Here is a 22,279-nt window from a genome sequence, read left to right as displayed (position 1 = left end):
GTAGTTAGGCTGACCGGAATTACTGGGCCTTCTCGGCCGCCAGTTCTTCCAGATCGATATAACGATTGCCGATGCGTGGGTGCAGGCGGCCGCCATCGGCGCAACCCAGGACCACAACGATTTCGTCGGCACGCGGTGCATCTTCGATCTGCATTTCCAGGGTGATGTAGTGCGAGCGCAGGCCTTCGTCGTCCTTGTGCATCATCGGAATCTGGATCGATGTGCCCGGGCCGCCACGCTTGTTGGTAAAGCTCAGGTAGCTCTTGGCTTTGACCGCTTCGCGATAGTGGTTGCCGAACCGCAGGGTGTGGATGACGGCGGAGGCGTGTTCGATTTCGCCGTCGGCGCCCACCACGGCGGCTTTGCCGTCCGCCTCGATCTTCCCGGCACCGCCGATGATGCCTACCAAACGCTCAACCATCAGGGCACCGAGGTCGGAGCAATTGGCGCGGATTTCCGGTTTCAGGTCTTCGACAAAGCCGCGACCCAGCCAAGGGTTTTTCATCACCACGGCCAGCCCGACCATGGTCACGGGCGTATCGGTGGCCTTGCCGCCTTCGATAAAGGTTTCTTCGACGTAGCTGACGATCTTGCGGATTTCGAAACTCATGAGCTGCTCCGTAGGAGGTTTGGGTGTCTGTGCGTCTGATGGTATACCATAATACCGGAAGCACAAGTCCCTCAAATGAGTTTCTGGTCGGACGGTTAAAAAGAGGTCGGCCCTGACGCAACCTGTAGCAGCTGGCGAAGCCTGCGTTCGGCTGCTACGGGCGGCGGGATGGCTGGGATGTAGGTGTCACCACCCATACCTTGTGGGAGCGGGCTTGCCCGCGATGGCGGTGTGTCAGTCAACATAGATGCCGAATGTGAAGGCCCCATCGCGGGCAAGCCCGCTCCCACAGGGGATTTTCAGCGAACACGAAATCGACGAACTGCCGCCATAAATGTGGGCGAGCCTGCTCGCGATGGCGGAGTGTCAGGTGGCAGGTTCATTGGCTGGACGGCCGCTTTCGCGAGCAAGCTCGGCTCCTACAATGGTAGGGTCAGGACTTTGCTTCTTTAGTCCCCAGCACGTCGCGGATGCTGTCGACCACATTGCTGTCTTTGATCACATCGTTCAGCCAACCCTCGAGCGGCATGTTGCCCCATTTGATCGCGCGTTCGATCAGGTAAGGGACGGGGCTCTGCGGCTCGGTCTGTTTGAAGAACTGGGCGATGCCCGCCAGCAGGGTGAACGCTTCATCGCGGGTCTGCGGTGTGGTTCGAAGTGGCGTGGTCGCAAGGCTTTGCTCGGGCTGGGTCATTACGGAACCTGCGGGTTGTTCACCAATGCTTTCAGGGATGGCCGGAGCCGGCGCGACAGGGGCCGGGGACAGTTCGATGCCGCGATCCTTGAGCAGTTTCTCGGCCAGTTGTCCGGCGCGGAACAAAATGTCATTGAGCCCGGCAAAGCTCGGCGCCTCATGGCCAAAGTGTCTGTCCGCGGTGCTCTGAAGCTGCTGGCAGGCTTTCAGGCAGGCGGCTATTTCGCCGGCTTTGAGGCGTAGATGATCCGAGTCGGTCAGCACCACCGAACGCTGGAAGACTTCCGCGTTGATCTTGCCTTCGTCGAGGGCGGCACGCATCGCCTGAGGGTTTTGCAGCGCCAGGTTTTCGATGTGCCTGGATTCATCGTAACGAAGCAGACCGAAATGTTGTCCCTGGGTGATCGGCAATGCGCCGACGATGTCGGCCAGTGAGGTTTTCATCCACGCCAGGCGTGCGGCGCGTTCATCGACGCCGTCCTCAAGGGAGGGGAACAGATCCGCCCAGAAGGTTTGCAGAATGCGCTCGGCCAGGGTCAGGCCGAAGGTGATACCGACAAAATGGTACTTGTGCGCCAGGCCTTCACTGAGCCAGGCGACCAGCATCAAGTCTTTGCTCTGTCGAGCCAGGCCTTGTGCCGCCAAGGTAATGGTCAGGTCCCAATCGGAGGTCTTCAGATCGGTTTGCCAGTCACCCTGGGTAAGGTAATCGGGGTCTGCTCGACGCGCTTCTTTCACCTGATCGAACAAGGTGGAAAAGCTCAAGTCTTCACCGCTCCCCTCATTGATGGGCGCTGTCAGTTCGGCCAGCGAAAGGTCGTTGAGAAATTCAGACATAGGCAACTCTGATCAAAATAAAAGAACACCGTGCCTGTTTGGCAGGCACGGTGCTGAATACGGACCGCTTGCGCGGCCCGCTATCGCTACGGACTTAAGCGAAAACTTTGTTCGCCGTGCGATCCCAGCCACCGGTGACGTTGCCGCCACCCTGGCCATCGGCCCGGCTTTGTTGGGTGTAGGTGGTTTTGATGCGCGCGAAGTTGAAGCTGATTTCTTCAATCGGCAGATCGCTGACCGCTTTGTCTTCACCGCCCTGACTGCCGCCGGCGACTGCCTTGACAGACGAGACCACGACTTCTTCCAGGTTGATGGTCAGGTAGGTGACCTTGTCACCGCCAGCGCGGTTGACGTTCAGCTGGATCTTGGCGATGTGAGTGCCTTTGCAGCAGGCTTCGAACAGCTTGGCAGAAGCCTTGTCCACGGCTTTGCGGATGCTGAAATCGCTCAACGACACACGCTCCGACGAAGCACCGCCCGAAGAGCTTGCAGTCGCGGAAGTCGCCTGAGTTGCGCCGTACTCGTAGCCCAGCACTTCGATCCAGTCCTTGTGCTTGTCGTCGAGCACTTCACCTGGAATGCCTTCGATCTGAATGTATGCGTCAAATGCCATTTCTAATTTCTCCTTACCTTCATTTAAAGGGCTGTAACAACCTGCGGACAGATCACAACCCTTCGTTTTTAACCTCTTTGAAACGATCAAGAGAGGTGTCTTACCGGCCTGGGCCGAACATCAAGCGGGCCCAGGCAACAGTTTTCCTTCACAAGCACGGCCGACTCAGTTGAGCGCCCGTACTTCGATTTCCACGCGCCGGTTAGGTTCCAGGCACTGAATAAGCTGCGCTCTTGGTTGCTGCATATTGCATTTGACCAAGGGCTTGGTGCTGCCTTCGCCGACGGCTTCCACCAGTTCACCCGGCACGCCTTTGCCCACCAGATAGGTCTTGATGGTTTGTGCGCGCTGCCGGGAAACCTGCAGGTTGCCTTGTGGGTCGCCCAGTTGATCGGCGTGCCCGGCGATGATGATTTTGCCGATGTCCGGCGTACTCAACAGCTTGCCGGCGATGGCGCTCAACTGGCCCTGGCCTTCGGTTTTCAGGCTCTGGAAATCGGCACGGCCAAAGGCGAACAAGGTGTCCGATTCCAGGGTGATGGTCTCGATCGAGCGCAACGATTGCGTGAGCAAACTGTTGATGTAGTTACGCGAACTGGACGTCAGGAACGCGTTATCAAGGATCCGCGGCACGTCTTCCTCGTGGATCTGGTCGCTGTAGAAATTGATCTGCCGGCTGGCAAATTCGTAATCCTGATTCGAGGTCGAACCGTCATTCGAGGCACCGATGGTTTTACCGGTCTGGCGGGCGATCGCCGGATACCAGTAATCCGGCATTTTCGCTTTCAGGAACGCAGGGTCAGCCTTTTCGCGCTGGGCCCGCGAGAGCATGACGTAGGTGTCCAGCGTGGTCTTGCCGAAGGCAGCGATGGACTGCGCCCGGTTGTCGCTGGGCAGCGCCTTGGGTTCGACACTGTCCACGCCGGTCACGGGCAGCAGTTCCTTGCTGTTGCGCTGATACACCTTGAGCGTGGTCAACAGGTACAGCGAGCGGGTCAGGTTGTCGGCGGTCGGCTTGAGCATCACGCTTTCCAGCCGATTGAAATACTGACTGCGCACCAGCGGCTCGACTTTGTAGCCTTGATAAAGCCCCAGGCGCATGCGCATCGGTACGCCTTCATCGTGATGTTGCGCGTAGTAATGGGCGGTCCAGAAACGCATGCGATCCAGCGTTTGCCAGTCGGTGTATTGCCCCGTCGCCGTGGCGTCGGTTTTGGCCGCCTGGGCCAGTTCCGTGGAAATAGTCTGCACGGTGTTTTTGTTGTTCACATAAGACCAGCCCAGCAGACCGCACAGCAGCACCGCGACCAGCCCGGCACCGCCAATCCATGCCGCCTTGCGCCGACGTTCGCGGTGGTTGGTGGTGTACAACGCCACCAGATGCTGGTCGGGAATGATGACTTTGCGGAACAGGCTGTTGATGAACAGTGGACGCGGTTGCGCATTGCCGCTGGCGATCTCTTGATCGCTGTCCAGTGAGAAGCGCTCTGTGACCTGGCGTGCGTGCCCACCCATTTCCGGCTGGTCGGCGTCCAGTGCACTGGTGAAATAGAAGCCGCGCAGCAGTTCTGCCTTTTGATACGGGTTGGCGCGCAATAGCGCGTCGACGAACAATTGCAGTCTCGGCTTCAGCGCCGCCAGTTCCAGCGGGAAGCGATACACCGCCGAATCCTGACGGGTGATCTGAATGTCCTGCATGACCAGTTGTTGACTCGCCACCTGCTGCCAATAGCTGACCAACTCGTCCATCGCCGCGCCAAATTGCCGGCCCCAGTCGGCATGCTCATAACCTTTATGGGAAAACGTCTTGCCCATGACTTCGCCGCGCGCCACATCATCCAGTTGGCGATAGAACGGAGCAAAACCCGGCACCAGATCGCATTTGGTGAACACCAGGTAGACCGGCAGGCGCACTTCCAGCAGCGCGTGGGTTTCCTGGATGCGTTCGCGCAGGCGCTTGGCGATACGCTCCTGATCCTCGAGCGAGGTTTGCAGAATGTCGTGGATGCTGACGGTGACGATCAAGCCGTTCAGCGGCCGACGCTGGCGGTGTTGGCGCAGCAGTTGCAGGAAGGCCCGCCATTTGCCGGCTTCTTCCTGGTTGTTCATGTAGCGCCCGGCGGTATCGAGCAGCACGGCCTCGGAACTGAAAAACCAGTCGCAATTTCGGGTGCCGCCCAGGCCGGCGACGCGTGCACCTTCACGCTCCGCATAAGGGAAATTGAGGCCCGATTGATAGAGCATCGTACTTTTGCCAGCGGCCGGCTGACCGATCACCAGATACCAGGGCAGGGCATACAGCGCATCTTTGGGATTGCTGCCGCGCGGCTTGTTGCTGTGCAGCCGCTCGATGCTCTGCAACAGGCGCTCGCGCAACAGACTGACTTCTTCGCGGTCCGCCGGACTGGCGTTCAGTACCGCCTGATCGGCGTCGTCGCGCAGCAGCCCTTCCAGATTGTGGTGCCGCGACACGCCCCGATACAGCAGCAGCACGTAACCGGCCGAGAGCAGCAGGAACACGCCGATGCCGGTCAGCAGGCTGTTCAGCGAGCTGAAGTCAAACGCACGCCCAATGCCCCACACCACGAAGATGGTGAGGAAAAAGCAAACCCCCAGAATGTAGGGTTGGAAGCGCAAGAAGTAATACTTGATCTTGTTCATACGGACTTCACATCCAGCGCGTCGACAAAGCGGTCGATAACGTCATCAAGAGGGCGGTCGATTTCGGGAAAGGCGTGTTTCGGGTGGTGCTCATCAAATGCATCGAACGACGCCAGCACGTCATGGCTCTGCAAGCGGTTGCCGCTGCCGGTCAGCACGCGATAGGCATCGCTGTTGTTGCGTGACGGGAAGCAGATCAGCCGGGGGCGCATGAAGTCGTCTGCCAACAGGCTGACCTGCGGCACGCCGCAGCCGGCTGTCATTCGCGTCAGCCAGGTGACCCACAAATCGGCGGTCGGATTCTTCAGGCCTCTTTCCGCCGGCAAGGGCAGGGAAATCCCCATCGGCGTTGGCTGGTGCAGATGGCTTTTAAAAGCCCGCAGCCGGGTCAACGCGGCATTGGTGACAAATTCCGGGTAGGCGCCTTCGAGCGCGGTGGCGATGTCACGCAGGTTGAAGTTCACCAGGAACTTGCCATGCACGCGCCGGAACAACTCGAAGTCCTGACCTTGCAACGGGCGCAAGGCCTTGATGCGGTCGAACAGCACTGACGTGCTTTCGCCCTGGGCGGCCATGTGCAGCAGCGGCCTGATCTGCCCGCTGAACAGTTCGCTCAGGGTGAAAGGATTGACCAATGGCTCGGCTTCGCTGGCTTTTACCGTTTGAAAAATAAAAAACGGATAACGCCGCTGGCTGGAATCCCTCGAGCTGATCAAACCGCCCAGCAACCAGTTGCCGCTGCGTGCGCGATAGCTGAAAAAGCACACGGGCAAGGCGTCGAACAGCTCCCGCCAGTCCTCAAGAGGCTGCAGGGCGGCCAATGCGCCTTGCAGCCAGGCATCGAACTCGCAGACGTCGTCGGCTGCACCGTGCAGGCTGACGAAGTCCGGGCTCGCGGGCACTTTTCCGAAACAGCCAATCATTGGCCGCGTCCCTGATTCAAGGCGAGCGTGCTCACTGGACCCGTCCGCCGCTAGCGTTGAGTGCACTCAGTGCCTTGACGTTCGCCAGATCGGTCAGCTTGACGCCACCGTAGTTGCGCACGGCGAGGCTGACCTGGCCGCTGGCGGTGTTCCAGCTGAAACGCTGCTGGATACCATCCAGATCGCTGACGCGGGCGCTGTCATTCATGCGCAACAGGCCCCAGCGCCCGGGGTAATCGAACACCGTGATGCGTTCGCCGCTCAGCGTGACCACGTCCATGCGCGCGCCGGGTGCGGTGGTGGTGCCTGGCCAGGAGAAACGGCTCCAGCTGGTCTTGCCGTTGCGATAGTGCTGCACCTGACCGTCCAGGGTGAAGATGATGTCGGTGAACCAGGCCGCTGGCTCCAGCATGATTTCAAAGCCGTTTTCCCGGTCCGACAGGCTGGCAATGACCTGGCCCAGCGAGCTGGCCTTGTCGATGCTGTTGACCATGTTCGGATTGACCAGCGGCGTTGCCTTGCTGGCACTGCTCATGCCGAGGCCTTCGCCCCCGGACAGGTTGCCGATTTCGTTACGCTTGAAGTTCGGCAGCAAGCCGGATTCCGGGTCGACGAAACGCTGCAGGTCCTTGACCGAGGCTTCATTGCGACTGCCCGCCGCGATTGGGTAGCGGTGCGCCATGACTTGTTCCCAAGGTTTGGCGATCTGTTGCGCCCAGGCCTTGGCGATCTGCTCGCCGGCCGGATCGCGCAGGGTTTCCCAGGCGAACTGAATCGGCAGACTGAACAGGCCTTGCAGCGAAGTCGACAGGCCGCCCTGACTGGTGTCGACGGTGGTCTCGACGTAGTTGCGCACGCTGGTGACTTCGCTCGGCTGGCCTTCGAGGGTCTCGCTGATCAGTTGCTTGCTGCTTTTGCCGACGTCTTGGGAGCGCTGGATGTTGTTCATCCGCACTTTGAGTTTGCGCAGCGCCGCCAGGTAGCGATCCATGATCGTGCTGTCGGCGCCCTCGGCGTTCTGTACGGCGAAGACCCGCGACACCGGCTCGAAGCGCTTGGCCAGGCTGCCGTCATCCACCGCAGGCAGCGGCGAAATCAGCGCGTTGGGCGAGGCATCCTGCGCATCGAAAATCCCCGTGACCTTGCCCCAGAAACCGTCATCGCGCTTGATCCCCGGTTGCTGCGTTTCACGCGGTGCAGGCACATCCCATTGAGTGTTGTCGTTGACCGCGGCCAGCAGGTTTTTCACCGGCGAGTTCTGCACGTCGCTGAGCAGCGACAGTTGTTGGGTCGCGTTGGCCATGTCGGTGAAATGGCGAACACCGACGCTGTCGATCAAGGTGTACCAGGCTTGGGTGTAGTCGCGTTTGTAACGCGTCATGAACTCACGGATGAAGTTGGCTTTCTGCACCAGGCTGTCGCCGCCTTCGCCATCGAGTACCCAGTCCGATTCGTTTTGCAGGTTGCCCGACAGCAGTTTGATCAGCTCAGGCTTCACAAACTGTTCCCAACCCTGACGGGTGAAAATCGCCGGCACCGCTTCGCTGCCGTACAACAACTGACGCCCAGGCAGGGGCACCAGATCGCTCAGGCCCACGGCCGGAAACTGGCGGCTGGACTCCAATTGCAGGCGCAGATATTCACGGTCCACCAGCGAGCTGGAAATCATGAACGACTTCAAGCTATTGCGGGTTTCGCTGATTAATTGGTCGTTACGGGGCAGGGACGGCGCCTGGCCATTTTTCAGCAGTTGCACGTAGACCGGCGAGTTGTCCTGAATAACGGCCGTGCTGACCGGGTTGTCGGTATTGGCGGTGTTGGCCCAGGCAACCGGCAACGCCGCGCCGACGAACTCTGGCTCAGGGTGGGTTTCAGGTTGCGTCAGCATCAAGTACAGCTTCAGCGCGTTATAGGACTCGATGATGGAGGCGACCTGGCGCTCATCCAGTCGACCGAGCATTTCCTCGGACAACGAGAGCCCACCGGTGGTCGCCGACAGTTCAGCGGCATCGCTCGCCGTGGCTGGATTGCGCAGTGCGGTCATCGCATCCCCGCGCACCTTGTTCGCGGAACCCTTGGCCGCCGCGCTCAAACGACTGGTGACATCGCCGGCGCTGCGCGGAACGCTGCTCAAGCGGGTCGGCAGTTTCAGGCCTTGCGCGCGAGCTTTGGCTGACGGACTGCCGGCCTTGACGGGCGCCGCCGCGAAGCTGTTCTGCGGGTCCATGGTTTTTGCGAACTCATTGAAAGCGCGCATCTGCAATTGAAGTTGCAGGGTGATCGGTTCGAGCGCCTGAGTACGCAACTGCTGCAAATAAGCAGTCTGTGCGACGCGGTAGATGTCATCGCCGCGATAGAGGCCAGCGCTGAGTTGCAGTGGCACGCCTTTGGCGCGGTGCTTCTCGATGGCGGCGAGTTGATCGCGGAGCAATTCCAGGCCTTGGCCCGAGGCCAGCAACTCGGCGCGCTCCGGTGATTGTTGCAGCTCGTTCAGTTGCTCACGCAACGCGGCCAGCCACTGACGATTGTTCTGGAAGGACAGGGTTTGCCAGCCAATGAACACCAGCGCGGCCAGCACTGCCACGCCCAGCACAGCAGGGCTGAACGATTTGTTGTGTCCGGAGCGCGACTGATAAAGCGTCAGGTCGCGGTCGGGGAAAATCACCCGGCGGAACGTATCGGTAATGAAATAGCTGCGGTCGCTGATTTTCTTGCCGCTGCTGTGCGGGTGCTTGTCGTGCTCGGCTTCTGGCAACAGCGAAAATGACTCGGCGAGATCATCTTCATAGACTTGGCTCAGTTGCTGATCGGTTTGCAGGGCGCTGGTGAAATACAGGCCGCGCAGCAACAGTTGCGTACCGGTATGGCGCGTCTGGGCGAAGTGCTGGAGAAATTGCTCGAGCACCACCGACAGTTCGGAAAAATAGTTCGGGAAGTTCAGCAGCGCGCTGTTGGCATCGGCGCCCAACGCAATCATCTGCGCGTCGACGTGACGGCGAATATGGCTGTGCAGGTTGGCCAGCTTGGCATCCAGTACCGGGCGCAAACCCTGGTTGCGGATTTCCGACAAACCGAAGGTCATGCCCAACGGTTGCTGGCGTTCGTTCAGGTCCAGGCCTTCAAAAGCCTGGCTGAAACCCGGCAGCTGATCGGTCTTGCTCAACATCAGGTAGATCGGCGGGTTGGGGTCCAGGCAGGCGGTGTACTCCTCGATGCGCGACACCAGTTGCGCCGCGAGCTCGTTGCGCTCGGTGGCGCTGGCAGCCAGCAGCTCGGGCAGGCTCACGACCAGCACCAGGCCGTTGACGGCGGCTTTGTTGCGTTGCTTTTTCAGCATCCGCAAAAACGCGGCGAATTCGCTGGCCGACTGGTCGTCCCGCAGGTAACGACCGGCCGTGTCGATCATCACGGCCTCAGGGCTGAAGTACCAGTCGCAATGTTGCGTACCGCTTTGGGTGTCATTGGCGCTGTTGGCGATGCTCGCGGAGAGACCGGAGCGCGTCAGCAATGAGGTCTTGCCGGCGCCGGACATGCCGATGACCAGATACCACGGCAGATCGTAAAGCGCCGACGAACCGCCGCCACCGGCCGAGCGGTCGGTGCGCAGCATCGCGATAGCGTGCTTGAGGCGTTCGCGCAGCACTTGCTGGTCGCGGAATTCACCGGTGGATTTAAGCGATCGATCGACCTCGATCTGCACCAGGTTCTCAAGGTTGTGTTCAGCGCGGATGCGCTTGTACTGACGCAGCACGATGATCAGCAAATAGAAGGCGCTGATGATCGCCATCGCCTCCAGCGTGTAGCCACGCAGCCAGCTCACGTGTGGCGCAGCGAACCAGCAAACCGCCAGGCTCGCCAGCCACAGCACGGGGATGACAAACCAAAAGCTTTTCAACAAACGCAATAATGTCTTCATGTCTTCCTGACTCGATTACCTGAGGTGCGCTCAGGCACTGAACAGCTGGCTGATTTGTTCGGACAATGCGGCTACGTCCTTGGCCAACAGCCAGTCCAGCGTCAGGTAAACACCCACGCAGACCAGCGCAATGAGCACCAGATAGAGCCAAACGGGAACTTCATGGCGCAGCATCTGCGAGACCTGGTCGGGCAATGCCCAATCCGGCGAGAGCGCCTTGGGCGTCTTGCGGTAGCGCGCGATGTCCTGGCCCAGGGTGTTGGCCAAGTAGCGCAACTGGTCTTTCTGGCCGAGGCTGAATTTGCCTTCGAAACCCAGCGCCAGGCACAGGTGATAGACCTCAAGCACATCCAGGTTTTGCTTGACGTCACTGCGCAACGAATCGATTTTCTCGAAAAAGCCTTCGCCGGCCAGGTGCACGCCGAAATAGCGGAACTGCAAGGGCTGCAGTTCGAAGTGACGACGCAGGTCGTTTTCGCCGGAGCGCAACACGCTTTCGTCGAGGAAGGCACACAGGGCGTATTGCGTGTCCTTGACTTGTTCAACGCTGTAGTTGGCGTTACGGGCTTCGCGTTCCAGCGTCGAGAAGAACGCGTCGATGCTCGCCTCAAAGGCGGTGACCGAGGTTACTTGACGGCCTTTGCGCACGATCAGCGCCATGCTGATGAAGTCTTGCACCAGGTCTTTCAACACCGGTTTTTCAGTTGCGGCCGCCACGGCGCCTTGCATTACGGCTTCGTTCATTTGAGTACCGCCATCAGTTCAAGCTTGAGATTGGTAAAGGCGCTGGGTGCGTAAAAAGAGATGGCCTGGGCACTCATCATGCGTTCATACACCCGGCCATGCGGCTCGATGGAGAAGTAGTGATTGTCCAGCCGCACCGGAATCGCGTTGGGCAAGCGGGTCGAGTGATTGAGCGTGACGCCCGGCATGGCGCTGTTGACCACGACTTCAATGTCTTCCGGCGAACCGACTTTGAACGCGCGTGGCACCAGCTCCAGCAGGCTGGAACCAGGCATGTCGGCGTGCACCGAAATATAGAAATCGGCCTCGGCCAGGCGCGGGTCGAGCAACTGTCCCTGCCAGTACGAAGGCTTGGTCTGGGTCAGGTTGATGATCACGCATTGGTTAGGCACGACGTTGTCGAGCAGTACGCGAATCATTTCATCGAGCTTGACCAGCGAGGCCGCCGGGTCGTGATGGTCATATTCGGGGATGTCGTTGAGTTGCGTGTCCAGCGAAAACGTCAGCAAGCCGCCGGCGAGTTCCGCCAGAAACAGGTACAAGCGCTCGGGGTGCAGGCGCGGGTGGGCGAGCAGGTGCGCCAGGCCCGGGTGCGCACGGTTCACCGTGTTCAACAGCCAGAACAGGGTGACGTCGCTGGAGCCGAATTCGGCAATCTGGTCCGCGCGTTCACGACGACGGCCCGACAGCGCCTTGCTTTTCGATTGCAGCGCGCCGAGCAGTCGCTTGCCCAGACCGGTCAGGGTTTCGTGAGTGCCAACGTGCAAGGTCGGGTGCACGAAGTGTGGATCGAGGTTGAAGCCACCGATGTTGTTGCGCGACAGTCGGGCAATCGGGCAGTGGCTGTAGCCATCCAGCGTGTCGCCGTCGATCAGCATCACCACGTTCAGGCGCAGGCTGGTGATTTCGTTTTCGAGGTCGCCTTCGTTAAGGTCCGGCAAGGTATCGAACTGCTTGCGAAACCGTCGTGCACTTTTTTGTTCCTGGCCGTCTTCGACGTAGTTCATGCCGAAGGGCTCCGGCAGTTTCAGCGCAGCGTAGACCTTCAAGTCGTTGCCCTTGAGCAAGTCCTTCAAGTCACGCGCCGCCGGCAGCGGATCATGTTGCGGCGCGTCGTAAAGGCTGCCGTCGGGAAACACCAGCTTCAACCGTTTCAGTTGCAACGAACCGGCTGCGAGCGCCTCTTCATCGACCTGCAGCATTTGCACGCCCCAATGGAAAGGCGTGTTGCGCAGTGTCGACTCCGCCAGCTGATGCTGGTGGAACTCATCCTGATATTGGAAATGTTGTGGCAAAAGGAACATGCCTTCCGACCACATCACCCGGCTTTGCTTACTCATGAACGCCTTCCAATAGAGAGTTTAATTTTGACTCGGTGACTTTTTGCGCAGAGCTGGTCGCGGTGTCTTCAGCCTGTTGCACGGCCGCGTCCTGCACACGCTGGGTGAGGGTTGGTTGCGCGGGCGGGTCGGGCAGGGCAGAGGCTTGGGCGAGCTGTTCCTGGGTCTTGGGTTTGTTCAACACATCGACGCCGCTCACGGCGGTTACGCTGTTGTTATCCACCAGCACCCGCAGGCCATCAGCGGAAAACCAGATGCCATCCTTGCGCAGCGAGTTGGCGTCAAACGCGACCTTCCAGCGGCTGTTTTCATCCGAGCGGAAAAACGCCGCGACGCCGACGTAGCCGGCGGCCTTGTTCAACGGCCACTTGTCGACTTGCCCCATGCCCGGCAGCAAGGTGATTTCGCGGTTTTCGAGCAGCGTATTGCCGAGGGCTTTTTGCGGGTCGTCCCACAGCGTGTCGGCGTCGATCGACGAAAAACGTTCCAGCGACGTCAGCTGATACACGCGAATCACCACCGACAACGGTTTGCCGGACTCGTCGGGATTGAGCTGATTGCCGCCGTCGGACGTGAGGATGACCTTCTCGTTATCGTCGAACAGCATGTCGCCGGCCCACGTATCGTCGACCCGCTTGCTGACTCGGTCGGTGACGCCACAGGCCGTCAACGCCATCATCAATGCCACTGCGGTCAGGCATTTTGCCAATGCCGGCTGCGCAGGGCGCTTCCTTGAATGTCTGTTATCCATGATGGCTACCTTTAAATACTCATTCAGCACAGGCTGTAGGCGAAATCGCCGTCGCTGCCCAACGCGATGTTCAAACTCTGGATCGGCTTGTCCTGCGCCATCCGTTCCAGCACTCGTTGCGCCAGTTCCGGCATCAGGCTTTTCGACAGAATGTTGTCGATGTTGCGAGCGCCGCTGTCGACTTCGGTGCAGCGCGAGGCAATGGCTTTGACCAGGGCTTCGTCGTAGCTCAGGACGGCTTGATGGTTGCGCTCGAAACGCTTGCGGATGCGTTCGAGTTTGAGCGCGACGATGCGCTCCAGGATGGCGTCCTTGACCGGGTAGTACGGGACGATGGTCAGGCGGCCGAGGAACGCCGGTTTGAACACCTGGTTCAACTCGTCGCGCAGGCCTTCGACGATGTCTTCCGGCGTCGGTTGCTGCTCGGCATTCAGGCACCACTGCATGATGCGATCGGTGCCGGTGTTGGAGGTGAGGATGATCACGGTGTTGCGGAAGTTGATCTCCCGGCCTTCACCGTCATCCAGCACACCTTTATCGAACACCTGGAAAAACAGTTCGAGCACGTCCGGGTGGGCTTTTTCCACTTCATCCAGCAGCACCACGCTGTAAGGCTTGCGCCGCACGGCTTCGGTCAGCACACCGCCTTCGCCGTAACCGACGTAACCCGGTGGCGAACCCTTGAGGCTCGATACCGTGTGCGCTTCCTGGTACTCGGACATGTTGATGGTGATCAGGTTACGTTCGCCGCCGTACAGGGTGTCGGCCAGGGCCAGCGCGGTTTCGGTCTTGCCGACGCCGCTCGGGCCGAGCAACAGGAACACGCCGATCGGCTTGTTCGGGTCTTCCATGCGTGCGCGGGATACCTTGATGCGCTTGCCGATTTCCTGCAGGGCGTGATCTTGTCCCAGTACCCGTTCGCCCAGCAGCGCGGGCAGGCGCTGGACGGTGTCGATTTCGTCACGGAGCATTTTGCCCAACGGGATGCCGGTCCAACCGGAAATCACTTCGCCAATGGTCCCGCCATCGACCAACGCATGTACCAGCGGTTGTTCACCCTGGACGCTGGTCAGCTCGGCGCGTACCGCCGCAATCTCGCGGGCATCGGGAGTCTGGTTGTCCGGATGGCTGAGCGCGCCGAGTTTTTCCACCAGTGCCAGTTCGCGTTTCCACTGTTGTTCCAGGGCATCGCGGGTTTGCTGCTGCGCTTGCAACTCGGTGTCAAGGATCGCCAGGCGCCGGGCATGGTCGCTGCCCTTGGCGGCTTCCTGTTGCAGCACGGAGATCTCAGCCTGAAGGTTGTCGAGGGTTCTTTTGCAGTCTTCCAGCGGCCCCGGCTGCGACGATTGGCCGAGGGCAACCCGCGCGCAGGCGGTATCGAGGACGCTGACGGCCTTGTCCGGCAACTGGCGCCCGGTGATGTAGCGATTGGACAAACGCACGGCTTGCACCAGCGCTTCATCCATCACCGTGACTTTATGGTGATCCTGCATCTTGGCCAGCAGGCCGCGAAGCATGTGGATCGCCTTGTCTTCGTCCGGCTCTTCGACCTTCACCACCTGGAAGCGACGTGCCAGGGCGGCGTCTTTCTCGAAGTATTTCTTGTACTCAGCCCACGTAGTCGCCGCGATGGTGCGCAGTTCGCCACGGGCCAAGGCTGGCTTGAGCAGGTTGGCCGCGTCGTTTTGCCCGGCCTGACCACCCGAGCCGATCAGGGTGTGGGCTTCGTCGATGAACAGGATGATCGGGTGCAGGCTGCGCTTGGTTTCTTCGATGACCGACTTGAGGCGGCTTTCAAACTCGCCTTTGACCCCGGCACCGGCCTGGAGCAAACCCAGGTCCAGCGTGTGAATAGCCACGTCTTTCAGGACTGACGGCACATCACCCTGGATGATGCGCAGCGCCAGGCCTTCCACCACGGCGGTTTTACCGACGCCGGCTTCACCGGTCAGGATCGGGTTGTTCTGACGCCGACGGGTGAGGATGTCGACCATCTGCCGAACCTCGAACTCCCGGCCCAGCACCGGATCAATCCGGCCTTCGCGCGCACTTTGCGTCAGGTTGATGGTGTATTGATCCAGAGCCGGGGTCTTGCCGTTGCCTTTAACCGTGCTGCGCGTTGCGACGTCCGCACCCGCCAACGGCTTGGCTTGCTGCGATTCGGCGCTGCCTTCGACCAGCGCGCCGAGGTTGACCCGCAGGTCGTCGGCATTGATTTTTTCCAGCTCGGGAGCGGACGCGATCACCACCCGGCGCAGCTCGTTGTCATCCAGCAATGCCTGCAACAGATAACCGGTGCGAATCTGCCCTTGCCCGAATTCGATAGAGGCCAGCACCCAGGCTTGCTCGATCATTCGCGTAATGTGCGGCGACAGTGCAGGCGTGCGGGTATTGCCTTTCTTGAACGTCCCCAGCGCGGTCACTAGCTGAGCCTGCAGGCGATCCGGCACCACATCGTAGTGACGCAGGATGGCGGGCAGGTCGTTGTCGTTGCTGTCGAGCAACTGCAACAACAGGTGCTCGATCTCGACGTCGTAATGCTGTTCCGACAGGCACAAGGCTGCAGCGCTTTCGGTGGCGGTGCGGCTGGTGTCGTTCAGTTTGGCAAACAGGGACTTCAGGTTCACAGGGAGACCCCATCAAAAGGAATGTGGAAGAGGGCGCAACGGGAAGGTTCCACGTCGACACCAGGGCGTTTGAGCCAGCCTTGCCAGCCCAGTGCAACGTTGCCCTGGCGACCGAGGCGGGCCACGGGGATTGCTTCGGGTTTGAGCCGGGGCGACAACTGGAAGTCCAGTTCGGCGCCGACGTAGAACCGCACCAGCTCCACCAGTTTCTGGTAGTCCACGGTGCCTGGCTGGAAGCGTTGATAGTCGACCAGGTCCAGCGGACCGAGCTCGATGCGCACGCACGATTGGTAATCCCAGACCCGGTTGCCGGCGACTGCGCTTTGCCCGAGCACGGCGTTTTTGCGACCCAATTGCGTGCATTGGCTGGCGTCGAGTTTCAGCCAGCGTCCGGCAAACGGCTTGACCTTGAACGGCAGCGAAAAATAGAAGGACAGCATCACTTCAAGGTTCAGCGAGTTGCGCGGTTTCTGCGCGAACAGACCGGAGAAGTAGCTGAACAGTTCGCGCCGTAACGGTGAGCCTTGCTTGTCGAATTTCTGCTTCTGCGCCTCAGGCCCGAAACCCACCAGGTTGAGCAGGTAGCGATCAAAATCCGAGGTGCCGTTGCGTTCGTATTCGATGTAGAACTTGTATTTCTGCCAGGCCTCGTAGAACAGCGTGGTCATGCGATGCGAGAACATATCGAGGAACGCATGGGCCGCATCATCGCGGTGCTGGATATGCCGTTCGATCAACAATTCGGTGTAGGGGCGCGGCAACACGCCGGACGGCCCGACCAGCCCCATGAACGTGACTTGCACTTCAGACAGGGGCAAACCTGCCGCCGACACCTTGCCTTCACGCTCAAACTGCAAATCGCTGACTTCGCTGGCAGGGAAGTTCAGCGACAGCTGCGAGCGAAAACGCAACGGGTCTTCGTGCGGTCGAGTGTCCAGGTCCATGCGCCCGGTTCTGCTGTAATGCAGGCGGAGCAAACGCACCAATTGGAAAAACTCGAATCGGTGCGGCTCAGCCCTTGCCTGGTCGATCAGACCAGGGGTTGATCGCCGGTTCGCGGTGGCCATTGGACGACTCTCTTTTCGCGCTGCAAGGTGCGAAGGGTTAATTGGGTAAAACTGTTCATCGTGCAGTACTGGCCAAAGAAGTGGTCGAGCACCATGCCGAACAAAAACACACCGCTGCCGGTGTACTGGCTTTCATCGAAATTGAGGGTGATGCCGACGCCGCGGACAAAGTTCGGGCGCGGATGGCCGATGCGTGCCACCACCGCCTCGCTGCTGACCGAGACAATGCCGTTGATCTGTTTGCGCAGTGCCGAGACGTTGCGGTAGTTGTAGAGCGACAGCAGCTCCAGCAGCACTTCGCGACCCTGGGACACCAGCGACATGTGGTTGAGCGAGAGGTGCGAAATCAGCCGCCAGATCACCCCGTTGCCCAGCGGGACACGCGCTGTTGCGGTGGGTTTGCGCAGGCAACGGATGTCCTGGATCACCGAGTTGCCCGGAATGTTGAAGTCGCCGCGCTCACCGCCGAACGGCAACATCAAGGGCAGGTCGCGATTGCTGCAGGTCAGGCGCAGGCTCAAGGTGTCGTTGCTGGAATTGATCAACTCCAGTTCTCGATCCACCACGCGGATAAACACGTCCGAGCCATCACGCTGGCGCGACTGCACCGGCCGACGGCGGGCGATCCAGAAGCTCTGGCCGGGACCCTGATCGCCACGCGGTTCGAAGAACGGATGACAGGTGCCGACCTGATCGACACCGGCGACTTTTCGCACCCGCCGCACTCGATCGATCGACACCACTTCTGCCGAGCCTTGCAGGCGCACATCCGGCGTCACGGCATATTCGTGCTGGGCATGGGTCAACTTGATCGGCTCCGCCTGCTGGCGGAACAGATTGATGATCGGCGTGCAGTTGAGCTTGAAGTTATTGCGCCCGATGTTCTGCGTCAGGCGCGCCAGGCGATCACTCAGGTCGTAATCGGAAAAGTAGAAGTTGATCTCGATTTTCTCGAGGTTCTTGCCCGCTAACAGCCGCGCAAAACCCGAAAGGTCGAAGAACATGAACTTGTCCGGGAAGGTGAAGTACTCGTGCAGCAAGCGATAACCCAGGAACGAGCGCTCCGAGTAGTCCACCAAGCCTTCATCGCGACCATAACCGACCGCTTTCAACGCGTTCGCCGGCAAGGTGATCTCGCGGGTTCGCCCCTCATCCTCGAACGACAACGTGGCCTTCGCCAGATTGTTGAACAGCAACTCGTAGAGCTGCAGCATCAGGGTGCTTTCGCCGTCGAGGAAAAAGCGCAGGCTGTCCAGCTCCATCTTGCCGAACAACACGTCGGAGGTCGCCGTCAGGCCGATGCGCAGGCGCGCGACCAGGTCAGCGCTATGACCGTTGAACGCCGAGCGTTCCATTTCAATGAACGACGCTTGATGCACTGCCACCGGCCACAGTTCGACGGGGTAGCAGGTGCGGAATTTGCACACCACGCCATCAATCGGGTTGGCGCTGAGTTCGGTGTGACGGGCGACGCGGAAAGCTTCGGTGACTTTTTCCTGCTTGCCCAGGTTGAATTCGACGATCGACATCGACGGGGTAGGGCGCAGGTAATGCGGGTACAGCACTTCGAGAAACGACTCGACGATTTCCGGCAGCTCATCGTCGAGTTTTTTGTGCACGCGAGCGGACAGGAACGAGAACGCTTCGATCAAGCGCTCGGTGTGCGGGTCTTCGCAGTTATCGCCCTCGATGAGCAACCGCGAAGCAATCTTCGGGTACTGGCTCGCGAACTCCTGGCCTAAAAAGCGCAGGTGCGACAGTTCCTTTTCGTAATAGGGCAGCAGATCGTCGAGCATCAGTTGAGGTTCTGCACTTTGTATTCCTGGGTGTTGACCTGCAGCACAGCGTCGAAGGAAACCTGACGAGTGATGTCCTGCAGGCGCAGTACTGCGTCCACGCGGAAGGTCAGCATGCGTTGGCCGGTTTGTTGGGCGAGCAGTTGGACTTTTACGCTGCGAAACCGCCGGTCGCCGACGGTGATCGCTTTCTCCAGTTGTCGTTGAATCAACAGGCGATCTTGTGGATCAAGCACGCTGCGACTGGTGAAATCCGGCATGCCGTAGTCGAGGATGGTTCCGCTCAAATTGACGAAACCCTCCAGCTCGTTGGCGACCAGGGACTGGCGCGTGTTGACCAGCACCTCCAGGTCGCGAACGATGCTGGCCTTGTAATCGGCCAGCGAACACAAGCGTTGCGATGAGGCTTCCATGGATTGATGCGGATGATCGTCCAGCAATCGATCCAGCAGCGATGGCAACAGCTTGTGTTGACTACTCATATTGCCTCCCTGGCAATGGTGTGGATCAACCGCGAGTCGATTGCGGCAATTCGGCGACCAGGCGCAACGAAGCGGTCAGCTCGTCCAGTTGATAATGCGGACGCAGGTACGTCACGGCCTTGTACACGCCTGGCTTGCCGGGAACCTCGAACACTTCGGCCCGTGCTTCGCGCAACGGGAACTTGGCCTTGGCTTCCTGGCTGGCGGTGTCATCCAGCAGCACGTAGCTCGACAGCCACTTGTTGAGGAACATCTCGACGTCCTTGCGGGACGCGAAGCTGCCGATCTTGTCGCGCATGATCGCCTTCATGTAGTGCGCGATGCGCGAGGTGGCAAAGATGTATTGCAGCTGTGCGGACAGCCGGGCGTTGGCGTTGGCGATGTCGGTGTTGTAGTGCTTCTGTTTCTGCGCCGACTGCGTGCCGAAGAACGCGGCGTAGTCGGTGCCCTTGCAGTGCACCAGCGGAATGAAGCCAAGGTCCGACAGCTCTTTTTCACGACGGTCGGTGATGGCGATTTCGGTCGGGCACTTGAGGGCGATTTCGCCGTCATCGGTTTTGAACGTGTGCGTCGGTAGGCCTTCCACCAGACCGCCACCCTCTACACCGCGAATCGCCACGCACCAGCCGTAACGCGAGAACGCGTCGGTGACCCGGGTGCCCAGCGCGTAGGCGGCGTTCATCCACAGGTATTTGTTGTGGTCGCGGCCATCGACGCTTTCCACGAAGTTGAATTCTTCAACCGGTGTGGTATCCGGGCCGTAAGGCAGGCGACCCAGCACGTGCGGCAGCGTCAGACCGACATAACGCGAGTCTTCGGAGGCGCGGAACGACTTCCACTTGGCGTATTCGACGGTGTCGAAAATCTTCGCCAGGTCCCGTGGGCCGGACATGTCGGTGAACGAGTCCCAGCCGAACAGCTCAGGCGAGGCCGCCGAGATGAACGGTGCGTGAGCCGCTGCGGCGACATGGGAAATCTCTTCGAGCAGGTACATGTCTTCGGGGCTGCGATTGAACTCGTAGTCGCCCAGCAACATGCCGAACGGTGCACCACCAAAGGTGCCGTATTCTTCTTCGTAGATCTTTTTGAACAGCGCGCTCTGGTCGAATTCGGAGGCGGACTTGAGGTCGCGCACCAGGTCTTTCTTCGACGCATTGAGCAAATGAATCTTCAGCGTGGTGCTGGTTTCGGTCTGGTCCACCTGATACTTCAGGCCACGCCACGACGCTTCCAGTTGCTGGAATTCGCGAGCGTGCATGATTTCGTTCATCTGCTCGGAGAGCATCGCGTCGATTTCGGCGATGCGCGCATCGAGCACGGCAATCAGGTCCTTGCTCGGCGTCATTTCGCCTTCCAGCACCTGGCTGACCAGCTCGCCGATCAAGTCACGTGTACGGGTGCGCTCAGTCTCGGAGCGCGCCACACGGCTTTGCGAAATGATGCTGTCGAGCAGCGAGGATTGCGGGGCGAAGTTTTCCACTTCAACCAGATCGCCGTCCTGTTGAGTCACGGTTTGCTTGTCGTTCATCTTCAGGCTCCTACTCTTTGCCATCGGTGGCTGGAACGCCGGCTTCACGGCCGAATTCCTTGCCCAGCGTTTTCAACTTTTCGGTGTTCTGCAACACGTCCATGAGCAGCTCTTCGAGCTTGTCGTTGCCGCCCATCTTGTTGCGCAGATCAGCCAGCTTGTTGCGTACTTCCAGCAGCTTGCGCAGCGGCTCGACCTGCTTCACCACGTTCTGCGGCTCGAAGTCTTCGAGGGCGTTGAAGTTGAGCTCGACACCCAACTGCGTGCCGTTCCTGGCCAGCGTGTTGTCGACCCGATAACTCAGGCGCGGCTTGATGCCCTTGAGCACGCCGTTGAAGTTGTCGCGGTCGATGAAAATGAACTTGCGGTCCTTGAGCTTCGGCAGCGGCTCCAGCGGGTTGCCGGAGAAATCGCCCAGCACACCGACGACAAAGGGCAGCTCTTTCTTTTCCTGAGCGTCACCGATATCCACGTCGTAGGTGATATGGACCCGAGGCGCGCGAACGCGGTCGAGTTTGTGCTGGGTACTTTCCTTCTTCGCCATCGTGATCTCCTGGTGCGAACAATTCGCTGCAAGTCATTTGCGTTCCGGCCAACGGGTGGCCGGGCGCGTTACATTCCTTCGATCGTCAGCAGAAGGCGCTGACGGATTTCATCGTTCATTTCAATAATGTTGTCGTGCCCCACCAACTCTTCGAAGCTGGTGTTGCCGGCGATTTGCGTGCTATTGCGGATAACCGATTCATCCGGCAATTGGGAGCGCACCGGTGAGCCGATGACGCAAAAGGGCAGGTCGCCAAAGTCTTTCAGGCGTTCGAAACTGAGGGGGAAGCGCAGGCCGCCAAACAGACGACCCAAACCGGGTGACTGGCTCAGGCAGTAGAACAACACCAGGTAGTGCACGACAAAGCGGTACAACTCGGCGCTGCTGCGATTGGGGTCTTTGATGACGGTGCGAAAGCGCGCCAGGTCGAATGAGTTGAAACCCACGACCCAGCGCACGGGGCTGGTGATGCGAATGGTCTGGCCGCTTTGCGAGAGCACCTTGTCGTACTCCAGCGGAAACAGTTCCGGCGTCGTCCCGATCAGGTTCAGGGGCACTTCCAGTTCATTGACCAGCTGAAAGGGCGCTGCCGACCCAATGCGGTCATAGAGTTCCTTGAACTCCTTGAAGTGGTGCTGGGTTTCGCGGCCGCTGCTGCGTTGCGCACCTTGCAGGTACTCACCGAAAAACGTCTGTGGACGGATCAGCAATGCGAGGGTCGACAGATAATCCGAAGCCTGCGCCTTGAGCGCATCGGAAATGGCCCGGGTCTGGCTTCGCAGTTTGATCAGTGCTTCAACGTCAAACGTCTGAGTCATCGGTATATCGTCCTTGAACTCTTCACGACCGCCTCCTGAATATCCAGGGAGAACGTGAAGAGCTACGAATATCTCAATTGAGTACCTGTTCACAAAGTGCGATGGCCGATGTTTCCACATCGAAAATGCACATTGTCAGGATTTTGTAGGAACACGGTGCTGGCATTTGGATGTTGAGTGGCCAGCAACGTCGTATATGGCAACATCTCGTACGGAAAAGTTCAGTCAGGAAAGGATTTTTTCTCGTTTTTGATACATGCCGCAATGATGTCCGCTTGCCATTAGACGGTGGATCTGTCTGACAGAAGCCTCTGAAACCCAGCAGGTT

General features: G+C 59.6%; 16 protein-coding genes. All 16 read right to left on the bottom strand.

The genetic code is table 11. The annotated features are described in order from the left end of the window. Nucleotides 1-19 precede the first annotated feature (19 nt). The 16 genes from AEQ67_RS15725 to AEQ67_RS15650 all read right to left on the bottom strand — a co-directional run bounded on the left by AEQ67_RS15725 (nt 20) and on the right by AEQ67_RS15650 (nt 21,951). Complete coding sequence (locus AEQ67_RS15725) at nt 20-610, bottom strand: amino acid synthesis family protein (RefSeq protein ID WP_059404757.1); 591 nt, start codon at nt 608-610, stop codon at nt 20-22. Nucleotides 611-1,043: 433 nt separating this feature from the next. Then, the gene (gene tssA, locus AEQ67_RS15720; RefSeq protein WP_059404756.1) at nt 1,044-2,141 is read right to left on the bottom strand and encodes a type VI secretion system protein TssA; all 1,098 of its coding nucleotides are present in this window, start codon (nt 2,139-2,141) and stop codon (nt 1,044-1,046) included. A gap of 94 nt (nt 2,142-2,235) precedes the next feature. Further along, nucleotides 2,236-2,754, bottom strand: coding sequence for an Hcp family type VI secretion system effector (locus tag AEQ67_RS15715; protein ID WP_059404755.1), 519 nt, complete (start codon nt 2,752-2,754; stop codon nt 2,236-2,238). A 165-nt stretch (nt 2,755-2,919) separates the two neighbouring features. Further along, nucleotides 2,920-5,415, bottom strand: coding sequence for a type VI secretion system membrane subunit TssM (tssM, locus tag AEQ67_RS15710; RefSeq protein ID WP_059404754.1), 2,496 nt, complete (start codon nt 5,413-5,415; stop codon nt 2,920-2,922). Then, on the bottom strand, nt 5,412-6,338 hold the full coding sequence (gene tagF / locus AEQ67_RS15705; RefSeq protein WP_059404753.1) for a type VI secretion system-associated protein TagF: 927 nt from the start codon (nt 6,336-6,338) through the stop codon (nt 5,412-5,414). Before tagF ends, tssM begins: the two co-directional genes overlap by 4 nt. A 31-nt stretch (nt 6,339-6,369) precedes the next feature. Next, the gene (locus tag AEQ67_RS15700; RefSeq protein ID WP_059404752.1) at nt 6,370-10,254 is read right to left on the bottom strand and encodes a type VI secretion protein IcmF/TssM N-terminal domain-containing protein; all 3,885 of its coding nucleotides are present in this window, start codon (nt 10,252-10,254) and stop codon (nt 6,370-6,372) included. 30 nt (nt 10,255-10,284) lie between these two features. Continuing rightward, nucleotides 10,285-10,998, bottom strand: a complete 714-nt coding sequence (gene icmH, locus AEQ67_RS15695; protein ID WP_059404751.1) for a type IVB secretion system protein IcmH/DotU — start codon at nt 10,996-10,998, stop codon at nt 10,285-10,287. Beyond that, the gene (gene tssK / locus AEQ67_RS15690) at nt 10,995-12,338 is read right to left on the bottom strand and encodes a type VI secretion system baseplate subunit TssK (protein WP_059404750.1); all 1,344 of its coding nucleotides are present in this window, start codon (nt 12,336-12,338) and stop codon (nt 10,995-10,997) included. Before tssK ends, icmH begins: the two co-directional genes overlap by 4 nt. Further along, complete coding sequence (gene tssJ / locus AEQ67_RS15685; RefSeq protein WP_059404749.1) at nt 12,331-13,089, bottom strand: type VI secretion system lipoprotein TssJ; 759 nt, start codon at nt 13,087-13,089, stop codon at nt 12,331-12,333. Before tssJ ends, tssK begins: the two co-directional genes overlap by 8 nt. Before the next feature lie 23 nt (nt 13,090-13,112). Then, a complete protein-coding gene (gene tssH / locus AEQ67_RS15680; RefSeq protein ID WP_059404748.1) occupies nt 13,113-15,716 on the bottom strand; it encodes a type VI secretion system ATPase TssH in 2,604 nt (867 codons plus the stop codon). Then, the gene (gene tssG, locus AEQ67_RS15675) at nt 15,713-16,783 is read right to left on the bottom strand and encodes a type VI secretion system baseplate subunit TssG (protein ID WP_059404747.1); all 1,071 of its coding nucleotides are present in this window, start codon (nt 16,781-16,783) and stop codon (nt 15,713-15,715) included. Before tssG ends, tssH begins: the two co-directional genes overlap by 4 nt. Beyond that, the gene (gene tssF / locus AEQ67_RS15670; protein ID WP_059404746.1) at nt 16,747-18,579 is read right to left on the bottom strand and encodes a type VI secretion system baseplate subunit TssF; all 1,833 of its coding nucleotides are present in this window, start codon (nt 18,577-18,579) and stop codon (nt 16,747-16,749) included. Before tssF ends, tssG begins: the two co-directional genes overlap by 37 nt. Further along, nucleotides 18,579-19,061: a type VI secretion system baseplate subunit TssE gene (tssE, locus tag AEQ67_RS15665; protein ID WP_059404745.1), complete on the bottom strand. Its 483-nt coding sequence runs from the start codon at nt 19,059-19,061 to the stop codon at nt 18,579-18,581. Before tssE ends, tssF begins: the two co-directional genes overlap by 1 nt. A 25-nt stretch (nt 19,062-19,086) precedes the next feature. After that, nucleotides 19,087-20,589 carry a type VI secretion system contractile sheath large subunit gene (gene tssC / locus AEQ67_RS15660; protein WP_059404744.1) on the bottom strand — a complete coding sequence of 501 codons (1,503 nt, stop codon included), beginning with the start codon at nt 20,587-20,589 and terminating at the stop codon, nt 19,087-19,089. A gap of 10 nt (nt 20,590-20,599) precedes the next feature. Continuing rightward, nucleotides 20,600-21,133: a type VI secretion system contractile sheath small subunit gene (gene tssB / locus AEQ67_RS15655; protein WP_059404743.1), complete on the bottom strand. Its 534-nt coding sequence runs from the start codon at nt 21,131-21,133 to the stop codon at nt 20,600-20,602. Nucleotides 21,134-21,201: 68 nt separating this feature from the next. Beyond that, complete coding sequence (locus AEQ67_RS15650; protein WP_059404742.1) at nt 21,202-21,951, bottom strand: hypothetical protein; 750 nt, start codon at nt 21,949-21,951, stop codon at nt 21,202-21,204. Nucleotides 21,952-22,279 lie beyond the last annotated feature (328 nt).

This window comes from Pseudomonas sp. RIT-PI-q (genome assembly GCF_001297125.1).
Taxonomy (GTDB): Bacteria; Pseudomonadota; Gammaproteobacteria; order Pseudomonadales; family Pseudomonadaceae; genus Aquipseudomonas.
Note: the sequence above shows the minus strand (reverse complement) of the source record. Positions and strands in the feature narration are given on the sequence as shown.